The 18,567-nt window shown below is 71.4% G+C and carries 17 protein-coding genes; 11 read left to right on the top strand and 6 right to left on the bottom strand.

Annotation, left to right across the window (positions count from 1 at the left end):
- Nucleotides 1-87: 87 nt before the first annotated feature.
- Nucleotides 88-1,056 carry a sugar-binding transcriptional regulator gene (locus AC0L6Y_RS08420; RefSeq protein ID WP_473550820.1) on the bottom strand — a complete coding sequence of 323 codons (969 nt, stop codon included), beginning with the start codon at nt 1,054-1,056 and terminating at the stop codon, nt 88-90.
- Between the two features lie 107 nt (nt 1,057-1,163).
- Between AC0L6Y_RS08420 and AC0L6Y_RS08415 the strand changes: the two genes are divergently transcribed.
- The 3 genes from AC0L6Y_RS08415 to AC0L6Y_RS08405 all read left to right on the top strand — a co-directional run bounded on the left by AC0L6Y_RS08415 (nt 1,164) and on the right by AC0L6Y_RS08405 (nt 5,365).
- Nucleotides 1,164-2,873 carry a glycerol-3-phosphate dehydrogenase/oxidase gene (locus AC0L6Y_RS08415; protein ID WP_473550815.1) on the top strand — a complete coding sequence of 570 codons (1,710 nt, stop codon included), beginning with the start codon at nt 1,164-1,166 and terminating at the stop codon, nt 2,871-2,873.
- A 204-nt stretch (nt 2,874-3,077) separates the two neighbouring features.
- Entirely contained in the window at nt 3,078-4,928 is a 1,851-nt protein-coding gene (locus tag AC0L6Y_RS08410) for an alpha/beta hydrolase family protein (protein ID WP_473550812.1), read from the top strand.
- Between the two features lie 137 nt (nt 4,929-5,065).
- Nucleotides 5,066-5,365 (top strand): YciI family protein, encoded by a 300-nt coding sequence (locus AC0L6Y_RS08405; protein WP_473550808.1) that lies wholly within the window; start codon nt 5,066-5,068, stop codon nt 5,363-5,365.
- A 77-nt stretch (nt 5,366-5,442) separates the two neighbouring features.
- Here AC0L6Y_RS08405 and AC0L6Y_RS08400 read toward each other — a convergent pair whose 3' ends face one another.
- Nucleotides 5,443-5,874 (bottom strand): nitroreductase/quinone reductase family protein, encoded by a 432-nt coding sequence (locus AC0L6Y_RS08400; protein ID WP_473550806.1) that lies wholly within the window; start codon nt 5,872-5,874, stop codon nt 5,443-5,445.
- A 63-nt stretch (nt 5,875-5,937) separates the two neighbouring features.
- On the opposite strand from AC0L6Y_RS08400, the gene fgd reads away from it, so the two are divergent.
- Nucleotides 5,938-6,960, top strand: a complete 1,023-nt coding sequence (gene fgd, locus AC0L6Y_RS08395) for a glucose-6-phosphate dehydrogenase (coenzyme-F420) (protein ID WP_473550802.1) — start codon at nt 5,938-5,940, stop codon at nt 6,958-6,960.
- Nucleotides 6,961-6,996: 36 nt separating this feature from the next.
- Here the strand turns inward: fgd and AC0L6Y_RS08390 are convergent, their stop codons facing one another.
- Complete coding sequence (locus AC0L6Y_RS08390; protein ID WP_473550799.1) at nt 6,997-7,428, bottom strand: winged helix-turn-helix transcriptional regulator; 432 nt, start codon at nt 7,426-7,428, stop codon at nt 6,997-6,999.
- Nucleotides 7,429-7,536: 108 nt separating this feature from the next.
- Between AC0L6Y_RS08390 and AC0L6Y_RS08385 the strand changes: the two genes are divergently transcribed.
- Nucleotides 7,537-7,902 carry a DoxX family protein gene (locus AC0L6Y_RS08385; protein WP_473550795.1) on the top strand — a complete coding sequence of 122 codons (366 nt, stop codon included), beginning with the start codon at nt 7,537-7,539 and terminating at the stop codon, nt 7,900-7,902.
- A 7-nt stretch (nt 7,903-7,909) separates the two neighbouring features.
- Here AC0L6Y_RS08385 and AC0L6Y_RS08380 read toward each other — a convergent pair whose 3' ends face one another.
- The gene (locus tag AC0L6Y_RS08380; protein WP_473550792.1) at nt 7,910-8,380 is read right to left on the bottom strand and encodes a GNAT family N-acetyltransferase; all 471 of its coding nucleotides are present in this window, start codon (nt 8,378-8,380) and stop codon (nt 7,910-7,912) included.
- 107 nt (nt 8,381-8,487) lie between these two features.
- Between AC0L6Y_RS08380 and AC0L6Y_RS08375 the strand changes: the two genes are divergently transcribed.
- The 6 genes from AC0L6Y_RS08375 to AC0L6Y_RS08350 all read left to right on the top strand — a co-directional run bounded on the left by AC0L6Y_RS08375 (nt 8,488) and on the right by AC0L6Y_RS08350 (nt 16,603).
- Nucleotides 8,488-9,525, top strand: a complete 1,038-nt coding sequence (locus AC0L6Y_RS08375) for a TIGR03557 family F420-dependent LLM class oxidoreductase (protein ID WP_473550789.1) — start codon at nt 8,488-8,490, stop codon at nt 9,523-9,525.
- A complete protein-coding gene (locus AC0L6Y_RS08370; RefSeq protein ID WP_473550785.1) occupies nt 9,522-10,313 on the top strand; it encodes a coenzyme F420-0:L-glutamate ligase in 792 nt (263 codons plus the stop codon). Before AC0L6Y_RS08375 ends, AC0L6Y_RS08370 begins: the two co-directional genes overlap by 4 nt.
- 109 nt (nt 10,314-10,422) lie before the next feature.
- Entirely contained in the window at nt 10,423-11,754 is a 1,332-nt protein-coding gene (locus AC0L6Y_RS08365) for an HNH endonuclease signature motif containing protein (RefSeq protein ID WP_473550781.1), read from the top strand.
- Nucleotides 11,755-11,954: 200 nt separating this feature from the next.
- Complete coding sequence (locus tag AC0L6Y_RS08360) at nt 11,955-13,040, top strand: AAA family ATPase (RefSeq protein WP_473550777.1); 1,086 nt, start codon at nt 11,955-11,957, stop codon at nt 13,038-13,040.
- 13 nt (nt 13,041-13,053) lie between these two features.
- Entirely contained in the window at nt 13,054-14,346 is a 1,293-nt protein-coding gene (locus AC0L6Y_RS08355) for a DUF58 domain-containing protein (RefSeq protein WP_473550774.1), read from the top strand.
- Entirely contained in the window at nt 14,333-16,603 is a 2,271-nt protein-coding gene (locus AC0L6Y_RS08350) for a transglutaminase TgpA family protein (protein ID WP_473550771.1), read from the top strand. Before AC0L6Y_RS08355 ends, AC0L6Y_RS08350 begins: the two co-directional genes overlap by 14 nt.
- Here AC0L6Y_RS08350 and AC0L6Y_RS08345 read toward each other — a convergent pair.
- Together AC0L6Y_RS08345 and AC0L6Y_RS08340 are read right to left on the bottom strand one after the other, a co-directional pair.
- Nucleotides 16,600-17,529, bottom strand: a complete 930-nt coding sequence (locus AC0L6Y_RS08345; protein WP_473550768.1) for an ABC transporter ATP-binding protein — start codon at nt 17,527-17,529, stop codon at nt 16,600-16,602. The genes AC0L6Y_RS08350 and AC0L6Y_RS08345 overlap by 4 nt on opposite strands.
- Complete coding sequence (locus tag AC0L6Y_RS08340; protein ID WP_473550765.1) at nt 17,526-18,512, bottom strand: putative F420-0 ABC transporter permease subunit; 987 nt, start codon at nt 18,510-18,512, stop codon at nt 17,526-17,528. The genes AC0L6Y_RS08345 and AC0L6Y_RS08340 overlap by 4 nt, the downstream gene beginning before the upstream one ends.
- Nucleotides 18,513-18,567: the final 55 nt, after the last annotated feature.

The raw sequence follows: 18,567 nt of genomic DNA, 5'->3' as shown, positions 1-18,567 counted from the left end.
GTCTGCGGGTGCTGGCGCGAGCGCGCGCTGGGGCCAAACTACCCAGGTCGGAATCCGTGCACCACCTGATGCACGGATGTGCAGGAACTACGCCGTACTGACCAGGCGACGGGCCAGGCCCTCGTCGATGACCAGGTCGGTCATCAGCTGCGCGGCGAGCGCCCCGCGCAGGCTCGCGAGCTTCTGCGAGCCGGAGACCACGCACACGCGCCGCGCGACGCGGCGCAGCCGGTCGAAGTGCACGCCGGTGCCGCGGGCGTTGAGGGCGACGTCCTTCCAGCTGCCGTCCTGCCGGAAGAACACGGTGGCGACGTCGCCCACCACCTTGTCGGCGCTGAGCGAGCGGTAGTCCTGCGCATCCAGGTAGCCGCCGATGTAGACGTGGCTCGGCACCTCGGCGAACGGCGAGCCGAGGCCGAATACCGCGACGTCCATGCGGGACTGGATCTCGAGCACGCGCTTGGTGCTGCGCTCGCGCCAGAGCGCATCCTTGGTCTGCGGGTCGTCGAAGAAGGCCGGCACCGGGAACTGCTGGATCTGCGCCGAAAAGGTCGCGCCGAAGCGCTGCAGGATCTCGCTCGCGTAGTCGATGCCCGTGGTCTGCGTGTTGCCGGCGCCGTTCAGCTGCACGATCACCGTGTTGTGCGTGTCCTTGCGCACGAGGTGCCGGCTGATCGCGCTCAGTGTGGAGCCCCAGGCGACGCCGACCGTCATGTTGGAGTCGACGTAGCGGCCGAGGAGCCGGGCGGCGGTCATGCCGACGCGCTCGAGACGGTCGACGTCGCTCGTGGTCTCGGGGATCGGCACGACGTGGGTCGTCACCTTGAAGCGCCGCGCGATCTCCTGCTCGAGCTGCCCGCCGCGCTCCAGCGGCGAGTTGATCTGGATGTCGACGAGGCCGGTGTCCCGGGCGTGGGCGAGCAGACGGGAGACCGAGGATCGCGAGGTCTTCAGCTCGCGGGCGATGGCATCCATCGTGAGGTTCTGCAGGTAGTACATCTGGGCCGCGGTGAGCGCGGCGCGCACCTTGAGGTCCTCCGCCGACTGTGCTGGCATGGCGATCCTTCCCGAATCTGCACATCCGTTCACGCGGCTTGCGCGAATGTGCCCGGCTTCCCACGATAGACGACGACAGTGCCCACACTCCGAGGACGAGGATCGCAATGAAGCACGTGCCCACACCCGAACGCTCCGCCGTGACGTCCCTGCGAGCCGCGGGCCGCACGAGCGTGCTGATCGTCGGGGGCGGCATCAACGGGATCGCGACCTTCCGCGATCTGGCGATGCAGGGAGTCGACGTCGTGCTCGTCGAGCGCTCCGACTTCGCCTCCGGAGCCACCGCCGCGTCGAGCCACATGATCCACGGCGGGGTGCGCTACCTCGAGAACGGCGAGTTCCGCCTCGTGCGCGAATCGGTGCAGGAGCGCAACTCGCTGCTGAAGATCGCGCCCCACTTCGTGCGACCGCTGCAGACCACGATCCCGATCTTCTCGACCTTCTCGGGCATCCTCTCGGCGCCGCTGCGCTTCCTGCGTCACGGCTCCGGTCGCCCGCAGGAGCGCGGGGCCGCGCTCATCAAGATCGGGATGATGATCTACGACCTGTTCTCCCGCGACGGCGGAAGCGTGCCGCGCCACAGGTTCCTCGGCCGGGACGCCTCGCGTGCCGCGTTCCCCGAACTCGACCCCCGCGTCAAGTACACCGCGAGCTACTACGACGCCTCGGTGCACGACCCGGAGCGGCTCGCGCTCGACGTGCTGCTCGACGGCCTCGCCGCGAACAAGCGCGCCCATGCCGTGAACTACGTCGAGGCGATCGGCATGGAGGCCAACGGCGTTCGGCTCCGCGATCAGGAGACCGGCGAGGAGTTCACGGTCGCCGCCGACGTCGTCGTCAACGCCTCGGGACCGTGGACCGACCTGACCAACGGCGCCTTCGGGCGCTCGACCGAGCTGATGGGCGGCACCAAGGGCTCGCACATCGTGCTCGACAATCCGGAGCTGCTCGCCGCCACCCACGGCAACGAGATCTTCTTCGAGCACTCCGACGGACGCATCGTGCTGATCTACCCGCTCAAGGGCCGCGTGCTCGTCGGCACGACCGACATCGAGGCGGATCCGCGGGAGCGCGCCGTGTGCACCGAGGAGGAGGTCGACTACTTCTTCGACCTGATCGGGCACGTGTTCCCCGGCGTCGCGGTGGACCGCTCCGACATCGTCTTCCGCTACTCCGGCATCCGTCCGCTTCCCAACCACGGCGACCTGGCTCCGGGATTCGTCTCCCGCGACTACCACGTGGCCCTCGACCAGGCCGAGAACCGGCCGCCCGTGCTGAGCCTGGTCGGCGGCAAGTGGACGACGTTCCGCGCCCTCGGCGCCGAACTCGCCGACCGCGCCCTCGAGGTGATCGATCGCCCGCGCTCCGGCTCGACGGTGGGCGTGCCGATCGGGGGAGGGGCGGACTACCCGGCCTCGCCCGAGGCGCGTCGTGAGTGGCTGAGTCGCAACCTGCCGCGCCTCGACTCGGTGCGGCGCGAGCTGCTCTTCGAGCGCTACGGCACCCGGGCCGCCGCCGTGGCCGCGTTCATGGACGCGGGCACCGACAGCCTTCTCGTCGGCGGTGTGCTCTCGACCCGCGAGCTCGAGTACCTGGTGCGGCGTGAGCACGTCGTGCACCTGACCGACGTCGTGCTGCGCCGCACGAGCCTGGCGTTCACCGGCGGCGCGACCGCCGCCGTGCTCGACGAGCTCGGACGGGCACTCGCCCCGATCCTCGGCTGGGACGACTTCGCGCTCGATCACGAGATCGAGCAGTGCGCGGCCGAGCTCGAGCGCTACCACGGCGTCGCCGTGCACGCGGCGACCGCTCCGTAGCCCCCCAGACCCCGCGAGGCGTGCACGTTCGTGCAACTTCGCTGAAATGATGTCCGGCCCGCCGTCCCGCGGCAATAACCTGCCGCAGGACGGTCGGAGCTGAACACCGGAACGCACGCGCGGAGCACCCCGCCGCGAACCGGAACACCCCAACCGCCGACGCGAGCGTGATCGCGTCATCCATAACAAGGGAGTTAGAGACCTATGAAACAAGGGCTGCTGAAGCGCAACAGCTTCTGGCTTGCACTGTCGCTCGTGGTCATGCTGGTGTCGGCGATCGTCGCCTCCGCCGTGCAGACCGCCGGCGGCAGCGTCGCCGTCAAGGACCTGCAGTGGGAGACCTCGTCCGGACGCACGCTCAACGCGCTGCTGTTCAAGCCGGGCACGGCCACGGCGGACAACCAGGCACCGGCGATCGTCGTCAGCCACGGCTGGTGGAACAACCGCGAGATGCAGGACGCCAACTACGTCGAGCTCGCGCGCCGCGGCTACGTCGTCATGTCGATCGACATGTACGGCCACGGCAACTCGGACCCGCTGCCCGCGGACGAGCTCGCGGTGAACGGCACCGGCATGTACGACGCGGTCAAGCTCATCGCCGACCTGCCGTACGTCGATGTCGACCGCATCGGCGTCTCCGGCCACTCGAACGGCGCCCGCGCCGCGAACTGGTCGGTGCCGATCGATGACGCGGCCGAGCAGCAGCTCATCGCCGCCGTGCTCCTGGTCGACAACGACCCGGTGTACTGGGATGCCGACTTCGCGTACACGAACATCTACGGCTCGCGTGATGTGGGCGTCATCGCCGCGCAGTACGACGAGTTCTTCTTCCGCAGCTACAGCCCCGAAGGGGCCGTGCTGACCCCGCCGCGGGAGTACCTGTCGACCGCCAACGCGCAGTCGTTCCTGCACTTCGGAACCGACCCGGCCGAGGCTGGCGACGTCCGCGAGGCCGGCGAGGTCTACACCGAGACGATCGACGGCGAAGAGGCGATGCGCGTCATCTACTCGATGCCGCAGACCCACCCCTGGTCGACGATCTCGTCGGGCGCGGTCGGGCACCTCCTCGACTTCTTCGACGAGTCGCTCGGCGCTCCGGAGGACATCGACTCGGGCTCGCAGGTCTGGCAGGTCAAGGAGTTCTTCACCGCTCTCGGCCTCGTCGGCTTCGGGATCTTCCTGGTCGCCTTCACGCGGGCCATGCTGTTCACGCGTGCCTTCGCGGCGCTCAAGGTCAGCGAAGCTCCGGCGATCACCGCGCCGACCCGCAAGGGACTCGCGTGGTTCTGGGGCGGCCTCGCCGTCTCGGCCGTCATCTCGGGCGTCAGCTACGTGTGGCTCAGCCAGCAGACGTGGCTCTACGGCACGTTCTTCAACTCGGCTCCGTCGATCTTCCCGCAGGGCGCGGTGTTCTTCATCGCCTTGTGGGCCGCGATCAACGGCGTGCTGGGCGCGATCATCATGGCGATCTCCTACTTCGCCTTCGGTCGCAAGAACGGCCTGAACCTGCGCGAGGCCGGCATGCTGCCGGGCTGGGGCAAGTTCTTCCACGGCGTCGGCCTCGCCGCGCTCACCGTGACCGCCGCCTTCGGTGTGGTCTTCGTTCTTGACTACTTCTTCAAGACCGACTTCCGCCTCTGGGTCATGGCGATCAAGTGGTTCCCCGCGGACAAGATCGGCTACGCGCTCATCGTGCTGCCGCTGTTCCTGATCTACTTCGTGGCGAACTCGATCGCGATCAACGTGTTCAACCGCATGACGCTGCGCGGCAAGGAGTGGCTCAACACGCTCCTGCTGGGTGTGTTCAACTCGCTCGCCCCGATCGTGCTCGTCGTGGCGCAGTACACGACCTTCGCGATCACCGGCTACACGATCGACGGCTTCGGCGGGATCTTCAGCATCTGGCTGTTCCCCGTCATCGTCATCCTGTTCGTGACGGCGGTCATCTCGCGCAAGATCTACCGCGCGACCGGCAACCCGTACATCGCGGGCATCATCAACGCGACCGTGGTCGCGCTGATGTCGGCGTCGAACACGCTGGTCACCACCTTCTAACTGAATAGCTCCGGTGGTGGCACCGGAGAGAAGGCCCCGGGCGCGCGAGCGTCCGGGGCCTTCGTGCGTCGCGGGCGGGCATTGCGTGCGACGGCCGCTCGTCCTACGGTTCAAACAGGCCGTCGAAGGAGCAAACGATGCGATTCATGATGTTCGTCTGCCCGCGCCCCGACTTCCAGCCGAACGACGACCTCGGGCGCCGAACGGACGAGTGGGTGGCGCGATTCGACGCGAGCGGACAGCGTGTGGCCGGCGACATTCTGGCGGGCGAGGCGGATGGCGCGATCGTCGGCGACGGACCGCCCGATGCGACGGTGCACATCGCGGGCTTCGACATCCTGGAGTGCACCAGCCTCGCCGAGGCGACCGACGTCGCGCAGGCGCATCCGATGGCCGAAGCCGGCTCGATCGTGGTCCGACCGTTCTGGGGCGACTGAGCGCGCCCGCGGGCTAGTAGCCCTCGGGCTCGGTGGCGACGCCGTCAAGATATGCCGGGAAGGACATGAGGTCGACTCTAGGTGCGGGGCTCGAGCCACACCAGGGGGATCTCGCGCCGCGTCCTCGACTGGTAGCCGGCGTAGTTGCGGTGGTCTCTCGTCACGATCGGCCACAGCTCCGCGCGCTCGGCGGGCGTGGCGACGCGGGCGTGCATCGTCTGGGGCTCCCCGCCCGTGAACACGACCTCGACCTCGGGGTTCTCGACGAGGTTGAGGTACCAGGCCGGATGCCGGTCGTCGCCGCCGCGGGAGGCGACGACGAGGATCGCGCCGCCGCGCTGCAGCGGCGAGCTCAGCATGGTCGAGCGCCGCTGCCCGCTCGAGCGGCCGATCGTCGTGAGCTCGAGCATCGGCATCCCGCTCGCCCGCCAGCCGAGGCGGCCGCCGGTGATCGCGAGCAGGAGGCGGTGCATCCGATTCATCAGATGCAGTGAACGATCGGCTGGCATGAGGATCCTTCCGCGGGGCGACTCTGCGAGACTAGAGGTTCGACCTGTTCGGAAAGGAACGCCATGGCTCCGCTCACCCTCGGCTACAAGGCCTCGGCCGAACAATTCGGTCCTCGCGAGCTGGTGGAGATCGCCGTCGCGGCCGAAGCGCACGGCATGGAGAGCGTCGCCGTGAGCGACCACTTCCAGCCGTGGCGGCACGAAGGCGGGCATGCGCCGTTCTCGCTCAGCTGGATGGCGGCGGTCGGGGAGCGCACCTCGAAGATCCGCATCGGCACGAGCGTGATGACGCCGACGTTCCGCTACAACCCGGCCGTGCTGGCGCAGGCGTTCGCCACGATGGGCGTGCTCTACCCGGAGCGCATCTTCCTCGGGGTCGGCTCGGGGGAGGCGCTCAACGAGATCGCCACCGGATTCCGCGGCGCGGGCGAGCAGGACTGGCCCGAGTTCAAGGAGCGCTTCGCGCGCCTGCGCGAGGCCGTCGACCTGATGCGCGAGCTCTGGACGGGCGACCGGGTCAACTTCGCGGGCGAGTACTACTCGACGCACGACGCCTCGATCTACGACGTGCCCGAGGGTGGCATCCCCGTCTACATCGCGGCGGGCGGCCCGATGGTGGCGCGCTACGCCGGTCGCGCCGGCGACGGCTTCATCTGCACCTCCGGCAAGGGGATGGACCTCTATACCGAGCAGCTCATCCCGGCCGTCAAGGAGGGGGCCGCGAAGGCCGAGCGCTCCTTCGATGACATCGACCGGATGATCGAGATCAAGCTCTCGTACGACACCGACTACGACACCGCGTTGAACAACACGCGCTTCTGGGCGCCGCTGGCGCTCAGCAAGGAGCAGAAGCACGACATCACCGACCCGATGGAGATGGAGAAGGCGGCGGATGCGCTGCCGATCGAGCAGATCGCGTCGCGCTGGATCGTCGGCAACGACCCCGATGCGGTGGTCGCCGAGATCGCGCAGTACGTCGACGCCGGGCTCAACCACCTGGTCTTCCACGCCCCGGGTCACGACCAGCGCCGCTTCCTCGAGCTGTTCGAGCGCGACCTGGCGCCGCGCCTGCGCGCGCTCGGCTAGGCGACCGGCCGCGCGCGCTCGGTCGAGCTCGCGCGGCTACTCGGCGTGCTCCGCGTCGTACCGTTCGCGGTTGGCTTCGAGTTCGTCGATGTGGGTGAACGCCCAGCGCACGAGGCCGAGCGCCGCAGGGATGAGCGTGGCGCCGAGCGGGGTCACGGTGTATTCCACGCGTGGCGGGATCTGCGGGTAGCTGATCCGTGAGACGAGCCCGTCGCGTTCGAGCGTCCGCAGGGTGAGGGTCAGCATGCGCTGCGAGATGCCCGGAATCGCTCGGTGCAGCTCGGTGAAGCGCATCGTGCCGGGTTCGAGGGTCGCGATCACGAGCAGGCTCCACTTGTCACTCAGGCGGTCGAGCACGGCGCGCACGGGGGCGCTGTCGCGCGGCTCCCGGCCGCAGACCTGCTCCATGTCGATCTCGCGGGCGTCGCTCTCGGTGGCCGTCGGCTCGGCGTTCGGCTGTTCGGCCATTTCTTACCTCCGTGTGCGTCAGGCACCCTGCAGTGCGGTGAGGGTGTCGTGTAGGAATGTCTTTCGTTACTAACCGTAACTGACTCACGAAACGTAAGGAAACCCCGCATGGAAATCGCCGCCTGGATCGCCTCCGGACTGCTCGCCGCCCTCTTCCTCATGGCCGGAGCCAAGAAGATCACCACCCCCTACGAGACGCTGTCGACCCAGATGACCTGGGTGGCGCGCGGGAACAAGCCGCTCGTGCGGTTCGTCGCCGTCATGGAGATTCTGGGAGCGATCGGGCTGATTCTGCCGCGCCTGACAGGCATCCTGCCGTGGCTCTCCGTGGCCGCGGCCGTGGGGCTGGCGCTCGTCCAGGTGCTCGCGATCATCGAGCACGTCCGCTACAAGGAGTACAAGCTCCTGCGGACGAACTTCATCCTGTTGGCGGTCGCGGTCTTCACCGCCATCGCGCTGATCGTGGTGCTCTAGACCGCGCTCAACTCAGTTCGAGCGCGTAGTAGTAGGCGCGCTCGCCGGTCACCGGCTCGACGCCGTGGAAGCCGTGGCGCTCGTAGAAGCGCTGCGCGTCCAGGTCGGGGGCATCGACCAGGATCTCGATCGCCGCGACGCGTGCGGCGGAGGCATCGGCCAGGATGCGCTCGATGAGCGCGCCGCCGATGCCCTCGCCGCGCACCTCCGGCTCGACGTACAGATCGTCGAGCAGCCAGACCGGGGTCGCATACCAGACGTTCGGGCGGCTCGTGAGAAGAGCGACGCCGCGGGCGGGCTCGCCTCCGAGGTAGGCGAGCGTGCGGTCGGTCGCCAGCATCTCGGTGAGCCGCTCGGTCAGCACCGGGATGCCCGGACTCTCGGTATCGAACTCGGTATTGAAGTCGTGCAGGAGCTTCGCGACGGTCGCGGCCTCGGCGGGAGCCGCGCGCTGGACGGGGTACGGCGTCATTGCCATGCCCCCAGGGTACGTCGCACCCGCCGGTTGAGCCGGGAGCGCGGGTTGAGCCTGTCGAAACCCGCCCGCACCGCGCACCGCGCCGCGCAACGCGCCAGAATGGAGCAATGCCCCCCGAGACCGGCGCGTCAAGCCGCGCCGCGAGCCCCCGCCCCCACATCGGCTACGCCGCGCAGCTGGAGCAGTTCGCGCCCGCCGAGGCGGTCGCGCTCGCCGCGCTCGCCGAACAGCACGGATTCACCGGCACCTCGGCATCCGACCACTTCCAGCCCTGGACCCCGCAGCAGGGCCAGGCCGGGTTCGTCTGGAACGTGCTCACCGCCGCCGCGGAGCGCACCGCCGGCGACATCGGCACGGGGGTGACTGCCCCGACCTTCCGCTATCACCCGGCGATGGTCGCCCAGGCCTCCGCGACGCTCGCCGCGATGTACCCGGGCCGGCACTGGCTCGGCGTGGGCAGCGGCGAGGCGCTCAATGAGCACATCGTCGGCCAGTACTGGCCCGAGGCCCCCGACCGGATCAACCGGATGTTCGAGGCGGTCGACGTCATCAAGAAGCTGTTCTCTGCCTCCGCCGCCGGCCGCGACGTGAAGCACGCGGGGGAGTTCTTCACCCTCGAGTCGACGCGGCTCTGGACGATGCCCGAGCAGGCGCCGCCGATCTATGTCGCCACCGCGGGGCCGCTGACCGCGCGCCGGGCCGGCCGTACCGTCGACGGGCTGATCACGGTCGGCTCGCCGGCGGAGAAGATCGCGCTGCTGTTCGAGCGCTTCGCCCAGGGCGCGCGCGAGGCGGGCCGCGATCCGGCGACGATGCCGCGCATCCTGCAGCTGCACGTCTCGTGGGCCGAGACCGACGAGCAGGCGATGGCCAACGCGCTGACCGAGTGGCCCAACGGCGCGATGCCGTTCGGCAAGAGCGATGTGCGCTCGCCGTACGAGTTCATCCAGATCGCCCGGCTCGTGCGCCCGGAGGACTTCGAGGGGCGGATGCTCGTGAGCTCCGATCCGGACGTGCACCGTGCGCACCTGCAGCGCTACCTCGATCTCGGCTTCGATCGCATCTACCTGCACAACGTCGGGCGCAACCAGCGCGAGTTCCTCGAGGTCTTCGGCCGTGAGGTCCTGCCGGGGCTGAGCCGATGAGCGACATGCGGCTGGAGGTATGGGGGCTGCCCGGGATCCCCGAGATCACGGCGGGCGACGATCTCGCGGCGATCATCGGCGACGCCGTGGATGCCGCGGGCGGCATGCAGGACGGCGACATTCTGGCGGTCACCTCGAAGGTCGTCTCGAAGGCCGAGGGCCGCGCGATCGCGGCGGCCGATCGCGAGGACGCGATCACCGCGCAGACGGTGCGCCTCGTCGCCTCGCGCCCGCACGCGAAGGGCGTGACGCGCATCGTCGAGAACCCGCTCGGGCTCGTCATGGCCGCCGCCGGCGTCGACGGCTCGAACGCCCCCGACGGGGTGGTGCTGCTGCTGCCGGAGGACCCGGACGCCTCCGCGCGCGCGCTCTGCGCCGCGCTGCGGGAGCGATTCGGGGTGGCGCTCGGCATCGTGATCACCGACACGCTCGGACGGGCCTGGCGCATCGGCCAGACGGATGCGGCGATCGGCGCGGCCGGGCTCCGCGTCGTCGAGGACTGGCGAGGCCGCACCGACGCGAACGGGGTCGCCTTGGAGGCGACGATCGTCGCGGTCGCCGACGAGATCGCGGCCGCGGCCGACCTGGTCAAGGGCAAGGCGTCGGCGGTGCCGGTCGCGGTGGTGCGCGGCCTCGGGCACCTGGTGGGGGCCCTCGACGAGCCGGGCGCGCGGGCGCTGGTGCGTCCCGCCGAGGAGGACCTGTTCCGCGTCGGCTCCGACGAGGCCTGGAACGAGGGCTACGCGGCGGGTGTTCGCGACGCCGAGGGGCATCCGGTCGAGGAGTAGTCCCTCGCTCGCGACGGACCGGGATGCGCGTCGTCTCCTCCACACGATCGAATTCGAGAACCTGTTCGAAACACTCGAACATATCTTCGAAGAATGAGAAAATGGGGTCATGTCCGGCTCCCCGTCCTCGGTTCTTGCGGCACCGCGCGTCCTGCGGGTGCCGCCCACTGAGGCGCTCGGCCGGCTCACCGATCCGGAGCTGCTGGAACGTCAGCGCGAGTTCGCGGCGCTGCGGCGCGAGATCGATGCCGGAGCCGCGCGGGTGGCCGCCGAGGTGGCCCGCCGCTCGGCGCGTGAGCTCGGCTACCAGGGGCTCGCCCAGCGGGAAGGGGCGCGCTCGCCCGAGCAGCTGCTTGAGCGTCTCGCCGGGGTGACGGCGGGGGAGGCGCGAGCCTTGGTGCGCGTCGGCGAGCTGATGGTGGCCTCGCAGGAGGCCGACAGCGCGCCGCCCATCATCGCGGCCGTCGACGCGGGGGAGCTGTCGGTGCGGGCGGCGGACGCGATCCGCTCCGGGCTCGGCGCGCCGGGCGACGCTGTCGATGCCGAGCGGCTGGCGGAAGCCGAAGCGCTGCTGGTCACCGTCGCCCCGGAGCTCTCGGTGCGTCAGCTCGCCACGGAGGCGCGCGCGATGCGCGACGCGCTCGACGCGGACGGGGTGTCGAACCGCGAAGAGGCGCTGCGGCGGCAGCGGTTTCTGCGTCTGAGTCCGCAGAACGACGGCATGACCAAGCTGTCGGGGCTGCTCGACCCGGAATCGGCCGCGCTCGTCACCGAGGCCTTCGACCTGGTGACGGCGCCGCGCCGCGGCGGGCCGCGATTCGTCGAGCCCGAGGCGGTCGCGCGCGCTGAGGCGGTCGTGCGCGATCCGCGCAGCACGAGCCAGTTGATGCTCGACGCCTTCGTCGACATGGTGCGAATCGCGGGCGCCGCCGACCGCGGACGGGTGTTCGCCCAGCGGAGGCCCGGGGTGAGCATCCACGTTGACCATCAGGCGCTGGTCTCCGGCGTCGGCGCCGCCGCGCTGGAGGGCAGCCGAGCGCGGGTCTCGATCGCCACCGCGCAGCGGGTCGCGTGCGCGTCCGGCGCCGTCCCCATCGCCTTCGACGGCGACCGCGTCCTCGACGTGGGCCGCACCCAGCGGCTGTTCACCGAACGGCAGCGAGTCGCGCTCGCCGCGCGAGACGGCGGATGCCGCTTCCCCGGCTGCGACCGACCGCCGTCGTGGTGTGAGGCCCATCACCTCGACGGCTGGGCAGGCGGCGGGCGAACCGACGTCGATCGGGGCGTGCTGCTGTGCCGATTCCATCACCTCCTCGTGCACAACCAGGGGTGGCGGATCGACGAGCGACCTCGCGCGGGAGGGCGGCCGGGCGAGCGAGAGCTTGTCGCGATGCCGCCACCGGAACGGCGGGAGCCGCCCCTGCCGATGCCGCGACGGTAGCGGCGCGCGGACGGGCTCCGTCGCCGCGCCCGCCGCTGTGCCGCGTAACTGCGCCCCCGTCGCCGCGCCAGAGTCGCTACCCGAGTCGCTGCACCCACGGGCGTCGGTCAGGGCCGGTGCGCGAGGAATGGTCACAGAATTTGCCGAGTATCCACCCAGATTCGTTGTTCGCACCAGAGCGCGATGGCAGACTCGCGAGGGTGAGAACCGAGCCGAAGGAGTCGGGTCGCGCGCGCAACGCAGCCGCGGACGACCGCTATTCCAACCCGCGCGCCGCCGTCGCCCACGAAGTGGTGCCCGGGTCGGCGACCGACGAAGATGCGCCCGTCGGCGTCGCCGAGTTCGCGCTCGACGGCCGCGCGGTGATGGACGCGATCGAGACGGTCGTCGACGGCAAGCGGGAGGTCATCGAACTCGCGGTGACCGTGCTGCTCGCGGAAGGGCACCTGCTGGTCGAGGACGTCCCCGGGGTCGGCAAGACGATGCTCGCCCGCGCACTCGCGAAGAGCGTCGACGGCACCATCTCGCGCATCCAGTTCACGCCCGACCTGCTCCCCTCCGACATCACGGGTGTCTCGATCTACGACCAGTCGCGCCACGAGTTCGAGTTCAAGCCCGGCCCGATCTTCGCCAACCTCGTCATCGGCGACGAGATCAACCGCGCGAGCCCGAAGACGCAGTCCGCCCTGCTGGAGAGCATGGAGGAGCGCCAGGTGAGCATCGACGGCACCAGCCGCGAGCTGCCGGACCCGTTCATCGTGATCGCCACCCAGAACCCGATCGAGATGGAGGGCACCTACGCCCTCCCCGAGGCGCAGCGCGACCGCTTCATGGCTCGCGTGACCATGGGGTATCCGGATGCCGCGAGCGAGGCGGCGATGCTGCGGCACCGCGCGACGCACAGCCCGCTCGCCGACCTGCAGCCGGTGATCTCGCTCGCGCACCTGCGGCACATGGTCGAGACGGCACGCCGGGTGTTCGTGAGCCCCGCGATCCGCCACTATGCGGTCGCCCTGGTGTCGGCCACCCGCGACGACCGCGAGATGCGCCTCGGCGCGAGCCCCCGCGCGACCCTGCAGCTGGCGCGCGCGGCCAAGGCCCGCGCGGCGCTCAACGGCCGCGACTTCGTCCTGCCGGACGACATCGACGCGCTCGCCGCCCCCGTGCTCGCGCACCGGCTGGTGCTCAGTCGCAGCACGGGCGCCGACCGCGGCGCCCAGACGGCGATCGAGATCATGCAGCGTCTTGTCGCCACCACCCCCGTTCCGCTGGGCGGCGGAAGCTGACGGTCGGGCGACGATGACCGCCCGACGACCCGGCCGCTCGCGGGGCCTGCGCCGGCAGCTCTCCATCCGGCTGACGACGCGCGCCGTCGTGACCCTCGCCCTCGTCGGCGCCGCCACCGCCGCGGGCTACGCGACCGGGCGCGCCGAATTCCTGACCATCGCCGCCGCCGGAAGCGCGCTGCTGATCGGGGCCCTGGTGTATCTGCGGGTGCGTCGGCCGAGGCTGCAGATCGAGCGCGAGACCGATCCCGCGATCGCCGTCGCGGGCGACACGGTGCAGGTCACCGTCCTGCTGCACAACACCGCCGCGGCCCCCGCGCCGACCCTGGACTGCGAGGACGCGGTGCCGTGGGACGACGACCTCGTCGCCGTCCTGGTTCCGTCGATTCCGACCGGGTCGCCCGAGCGGCGCGTGCGGCGGATGCGCTACCGCGCGCGCCCGCCACGGCGAGGTCACTTCGAGCTCGGCCCGCTCATCGTCGAGTACGGCGACCCGTTCGGCATGGTGCGCGCGGTGGTGGCGACGACGGGGACCCATCCGCTCGTGGTGGTGCCCGACGTGGCGGAGCTGCCCGCCGGCGGTCCCGCCTTCGCGGAGGGGGAGGGCAGCGCCCAGCTCGCCCAGCACCGCGCCCAGGGCAGCCACGACGATCTGACGACCCGCGAATACCGCTCGGGTGACGCGATGCGCCGGGTGCACTGGCGCGCCTCGGCGCGGCACGGCGAGCTCATGGTGCGCCACGAGGAGCAGCGCAGCCACCCCGATGTGCGGCTGGTGCTCGACACCCAGCGCGACGGCTACCCCGACGCGCTTCCCGATGGCGACCCGGCGCACGACGAGGCCACGAGCGAGTCGTTCGAGTGGGCGGTCCGGATGCTCGCCTCCGTCGCCATCCACCTCGACGAGGAGGGCTTCACCGTCGCGATCGAGGAGACCACCGCGGCGCAGCTGGCGCCGATCGGATCCCGCTGGGAGGGGCGCGGCCGGATCGACGACTTCCTCGTCAGCCTCGCGGGCGTCGAGACGCGCTCCGGGCAGGGCCACCGGCCGTCCGCCGACGCGGAGGCGCGCGGCCCCGTGATCGCCGTGCTGGGCAACCCGAACCTCCACACCGTCGACTGGCTCCTCCGGCGGCGCTCGCCGCGGGATGCCGGGGTCGCCGTGCTGCTGGAACCGGCCGAGACCGTGCTGCTGAGGCTGCGCGAGGCGGGCTGGGCGACGGTCGTCGCGCGCATCGCCGACGACCCGGCGGAGGTCTGGGCTCGCGTGAGCGGCACGGTGGAGTTCGCCGATGTCGACGACTGAGCGGCGGCCCGCGCGGCCGACCGTGCGACGCGCCCCGCGGGGCTCGCGCGTCGTCGTCTCGCGCGTGGCGCTGGTGAGCGCGACCCTGCTTGTCGCGGTCGGCGGTCTGCATCCGCTGCTGCAGGGACTCGGCTGGTTCTTCGCCGTGGCCTCCCTCATGCTCGTGCCGATCATCGTCGCGACCCTCGCGCGGGCGATCGGGGTTCCGACCGGCGTGGCGCCCCTGCTGGCCCTGCTCGCGGCGGGTTTCGCGCTGGTCGCCGGATTCGCCCCCGAAACGGCCGTGCTCGGCGTCATTCCGACCGATGAGACCTGGCGGCAGCTCGGCGCGCTGCCGGGCGAGGGCGCCGCCTCGATCGCCTCCCAGCGGGTGCCGGCCGAGGCCGACGCCGGGATCGTCTTCGTGCTCGCGCTGCTCGGCGTCAGCGTCGCCGTCACCACCGAGAGCATCGCCCTCGGGCTTCGCCGACCCGCGTTCACCGTCGTGCCCGTCGTCGGAATCCTGGCGATCCCGGTAATCGTCGGCTCGGGGCTCGCGGACCCGGTGGTGTTCGTCCTGGCCGCGGCCGGCGCGCTGGCGCTGCTGCGGCTTCCGACGCCGCGAAGCACCGTCGTCGCGACAACGACGATCGGAGCGGTGGCCGTCGTGGCGGCGCTCGTTGTGCCGCCGGTCGCGCTCGCCGAATCGGGGACCCGCGGCTCGGTGGTCGGCTACGCGACCGGCATCAACCCGCTCATCTCGCTCGGCCGCGATCTGCGCCGGGCCGATCCGGTGGAGGCGGTCGTCTACTGGACCGACACCGGGGCGGGGGCGTATCTGCGGCTCACCACCCTGGCGGTGTTCTCGGGCGGCGACTGGCTCGTCGGGGATGTCTCCGACGCGATCGAGGAGATCGACGGCGCGCTTCCCGGCCCCGACGGCCAGAGCGAGGAGGTGCGCACCGCGCTGCGCGCGGGCACCTTCACGGTCGGGGAGATCAGCAGCCGCTGGGTGCCGGTGCCGTACCCGGTGACCGAGATCGAAGGGCTCGAGGGCACCTGGCTGGTGGAGACCGGCGGGCTGTCGATCCGCACCTCCTCCGGCAACGCCTACCAGCAGACCTACGAGCTGGACTACCTCGACGTGCTCGCGACGAGCTCGCAGCTGCGCGACGCCGCCGAGCCCGGGCCCGAGCTGGAACGGCAGCTCGCGCTGCCGGATGAGGTGCCGGCGAACATCGTCGAGACGGCGCTCGAGGTCACGGACCGAGCCGAGACCGACTACGACGCGGCGGTGGCGCTGCAGAACTACCTGCGCGGTCCCGACTTCGAGTACTCGACCGAGACGCCGCTGGAGCGCGGCGGCGACGGAGCGAGCCTCGAGGTCGTGTCGGCGTTCCTCGACGAGCGGTCCGGCTACTGCGTGCACTTCGCCTCGACGATGGCGATCATGGCGCGCACGCTCGGGATCCCGTCCCGGCTCGTGGTGGGCTTCCAGCCCGGCAGCGAGACGCTCATCACGCTGGAGGACGGTCGCGAGCGGCTCGCCTACGTCGTGACGACGCACGATCTGCACGCCTGGCCGGAGCTCTACTTCGAGGGAGTCGGTTGGACGCGCTTCGAGCCCACCCCGAGCCGGGGATCGGTGCCGAGCTACCCGGAGACGCTGCCGAGCGAGGCCGTGACGGTGCCGGGAACCGGGCCCACCAATCCACGTGATGGGCAGGATGCGACCCGGCCGACGCTCAATCCGCGCGACGACGGGTTCGACGTCGACGACCCGGCCGCCGCGACCGTCGACGACGGACTCGCGGCGCTCCCGGCGATCACGACCGTCGTGCTCGTCATCCTGGCTGCGGCGGCGGTCACCCCGATGGCCTGGCGCGCGCTGCGCCGGTGGCGGCGGCTTCGACGTGTTCGTCGCGGCGACGGGGCGGCGCAGGCGGCGTGGGATGAGCTGCGCGACACCGCCCGCGACGTCGGCTGGTCGGCACCCGATTCGGAGACGCCCCGGGCCTTCGCGGCGCGGCTCGGCATCGTGCTGGCGAGCGAGCGCGAGGTTCTCGACCGGGTGCGCGACGACGTGGAGCGGGTCGCGTTCGCGCCGGAGTCGACCGCCCCGCTCGACGACCGGGCTGTGCTCGAGGTGCGGCGCGCCATCCTCGCCTCGGCCGATGCGCGACAGCGCGCGAGGGCGCTGCTGCTGCCGCCGTCGCTGATCGGCGGGGCCGCCCGGGAGGGTTCGGAGTCCGACGCCGAAATGCGGGCGCCGGCCTAGCCGGTGGCCCGCCCGCGTGCCGCGCCGACGGTGCGAGTCGCGGCGTGGGTGGTCGCAGCGTCGCTGTTCGCAGCGCCGCTGTTCGCAGCATCGCTGTTCGCAAGGTCGTTGCGGGGAATGTCGTGGTCCTCGGCCGGCGCCACGGCGAGCAGCGGGCGTCCGGTGAGCGGATTGTCCAGCCAGACGGCGCGCACCCCGTAGACCTCGCGCACCAGTTCGGGGGCGAGGGTGGCGCGCGTCGGCCCCTCGGCGACGACGCGCCCGTGCTGCACGATCACGACATGGTCGGCGAAGGCGGCGGCGAGGCTCAGGTCGTGGAGGGCGGCGACGACCGTCATCCCGTTCGCGCTGAGGCGCTCCAGCAGCGTCAGCACCTCCAGCGCCGCGGCGACGTCCAGGTGGTTCGTCGGCTCGTCGAGCAGGAGCAGTCGCGGATCCTGGGCGAGAGCCCGGGCGAGGAATGCCCGCTGCCGCTCGCCGCCGGAGAGGCTCGGCACCGTGCGGTCGGCGAAGGCGTGCGCGCCCGACAGGCGGAGTGCTTCGTTGACGATCTCGACCGCGTCCGGGTCGTCGCCGCCGAGCCACGACTCGTGCGGGGTGCGCCCCAGCCGCGCCGTCTCGCGCACGGTGACGGCGAGATCGGTTGAGGAATCCTGCTCGACGAGCGCGACCCGTCGCGCTCGCGCGCGGCGGCCGAGCGCGGCGAGGTCGTCGCCCTCGAAGCGGATCTCGCCCGCATCGGGACGCTCGACGCCGGCAACGGCCCGCAGCAGCGTCGACTTGCCCGCGCCGTTCGGTCCGAGAAGGGCCGTGAGGGCGCCCGCGGGGGCGCGGAACGAGACGTCCGTCAGCAGCGTCGTGTGATCGCGCACGACCGTGATGCCGCGCGCGTCGAGTCCGGGGCCGGTGGCCCCCTGCGCGCTCATGCCTCCGACCTCCGGCGCGCCAGCAGCAGCGCGAACACGGGCGCGCCGATCAGCGCGGTGACGATGCCGACGGGCAGTTCGCGCGGGTCGAACGCGGTGCGGGCGAGCGTGTCGGCCCACACCAGGAAGATGCCGCCGGTGAGCGCCGAGAGCGGCAGCAGCGCGCGGTGCCCGGGCCCGGTGAGCAGCCGCACGGCGTGCGGGAGCACCAGGCCGACGAAGCCGATCGAGCCGGAGACCGCGACGAGCGCGCCGGTGAGCAGGGCGGAGGCCGCCAGGAGCGTCCAGCGCAGCCGCTGCACCGGGATGCCGAGTGAGGCCGCCGTGGCGTCGCCGAAGACGAAGGCGTCGAGCAGGCGTCCCGTGAGCATCAGCGGGATCCCGATCACGATGAGAGCGGTGCCCGCGATCGCGACCGAGGACCAGCGCGCACCGGCGAGCGAGCCGAGCAGCCAGTTCAGGATCTCGCGGTAGGAGTCGCCGGTCACCGACCAGAAGATGACGAAACTGGTCAGGGCGCCCGCGAGCGCCGAGACGGCGAGCCCGGCGAGCACCGTGCGGGTGGGTGTGATGCGTCCCAGCGAGTTGGCGAGCGCGAGGGTCGCCCCCAGAGCGAGCAGGGCGCCGGCGAAGGCGGCGAGCGGCAGCACGATGGCCGCCCCGAGCAGCAGCACGCTGACCGCCCCGAGCGAGGCTCCCGATGACAGACCCAGCAGGTACGGATCGGCGAGCTGGTTGCGGGTGAGGGCCTGCATCACGGCGCCGCAGAGGGCGAGGCCCGCGCCGACGGCCGCCGCCGTCAGCACGCGCGGAAACCGCAGCTCCCACACGATCGCGTCGCGCGTCACGCTGAGCCCCGAGTCGCCGCCGGTCAGATGGGCGCCGACCGCGGCCGCGACCTCCGCGAGGGAGAGCTCCGCCGGGCCGATCGTCACGGCGACCGCGATCGAGGCGAGCAGGCCCGCGCCCAGGATCGTCGTCACGAGCAGCAGGCGCAGGCGTCCCGCCGTGCGCGCAGCGGGGCGGCGAGCGTCTCCC

Source organism: Pseudolysinimonas sp. 10J20-29, assembly GCF_055809595.1.
Note: the sequence above shows the minus strand (reverse complement) of the source record. Positions and strands in the feature narration are given on the sequence as shown.

Bases quoted from the DNA above. Each gene is read 5' to 3' on its own strand.
- AC0L6Y_RS08365 (WP_473550781.1), top strand. From the start codon at position 10,423: ATGTCCGGCTCCCCGTCCTCGGTTCTTGCGGCACCGCGCGTCCTGCGG.
- AC0L6Y_RS08405 (WP_473550808.1), top strand. From the start codon at position 5,066: ATGCGATTCATGATGTTCGTCTGCCCGCGCCCCGACTTCCAGCCGAAC.
- AC0L6Y_RS08410 (WP_473550812.1), top strand. From the start codon at position 3,078: ATGAAACAAGGGCTGCTGAAGCGCAACAGCTTCTGGCTTGCACTGTCG.
- AC0L6Y_RS08420 (WP_473550820.1), bottom strand. From the start codon at position 1,056: ATGCCAGCACAGTCGGCGGAGGACCTCAAGGTGCGCGCCGCGCTCACC.
- AC0L6Y_RS08415 (WP_473550815.1), top strand. From the start codon at position 1,164: ATGAAGCACGTGCCCACACCCGAACGCTCCGCCGTGACGTCCCTGCGA.
- AC0L6Y_RS08385 (WP_473550795.1), top strand. From the start codon at position 7,537: ATGGAAATCGCCGCCTGGATCGCCTCCGGACTGCTCGCCGCCCTCTTC.
- AC0L6Y_RS08355 (WP_473550774.1), top strand. From the start codon at position 13,054: ATGACCGCCCGACGACCCGGCCGCTCGCGGGGCCTGCGCCGGCAGCTC.
- AC0L6Y_RS08400 (WP_473550806.1), bottom strand. From the start codon at position 5,874: ATGCCAGCCGATCGTTCACTGCATCTGATGAATCGGATGCACCGCCTC.
- AC0L6Y_RS08375 (WP_473550789.1), top strand. From the start codon at position 8,488: ATGCCCCCCGAGACCGGCGCGTCAAGCCGCGCCGCGAGCCCCCGCCCC.
- AC0L6Y_RS08350 (WP_473550771.1), top strand. From the start codon at position 14,333: ATGTCGACGACTGAGCGGCGGCCCGCGCGGCCGACCGTGCGACGCGCC.
- AC0L6Y_RS08380 (WP_473550792.1), bottom strand. From the start codon at position 8,380: ATGGCAATGACGCCGTACCCCGTCCAGCGCGCGGCTCCCGCCGAGGCC.
- AC0L6Y_RS08345 (WP_473550768.1), bottom strand. From the start codon at position 17,529: ATGAGCGCGCAGGGGGCCACCGGCCCCGGACTCGACGCGCGCGGCATC.
- AC0L6Y_RS08390 (WP_473550799.1), bottom strand. From the start codon at position 7,428: ATGGCCGAACAGCCGAACGCCGAGCCGACGGCCACCGAGAGCGACGCC.
- fgd (WP_473550802.1), top strand. From the start codon at position 5,938: ATGGCTCCGCTCACCCTCGGCTACAAGGCCTCGGCCGAACAATTCGGT.
- AC0L6Y_RS08370 (WP_473550785.1), top strand. From the start codon at position 9,522: ATGAGCGACATGCGGCTGGAGGTATGGGGGCTGCCCGGGATCCCCGAG.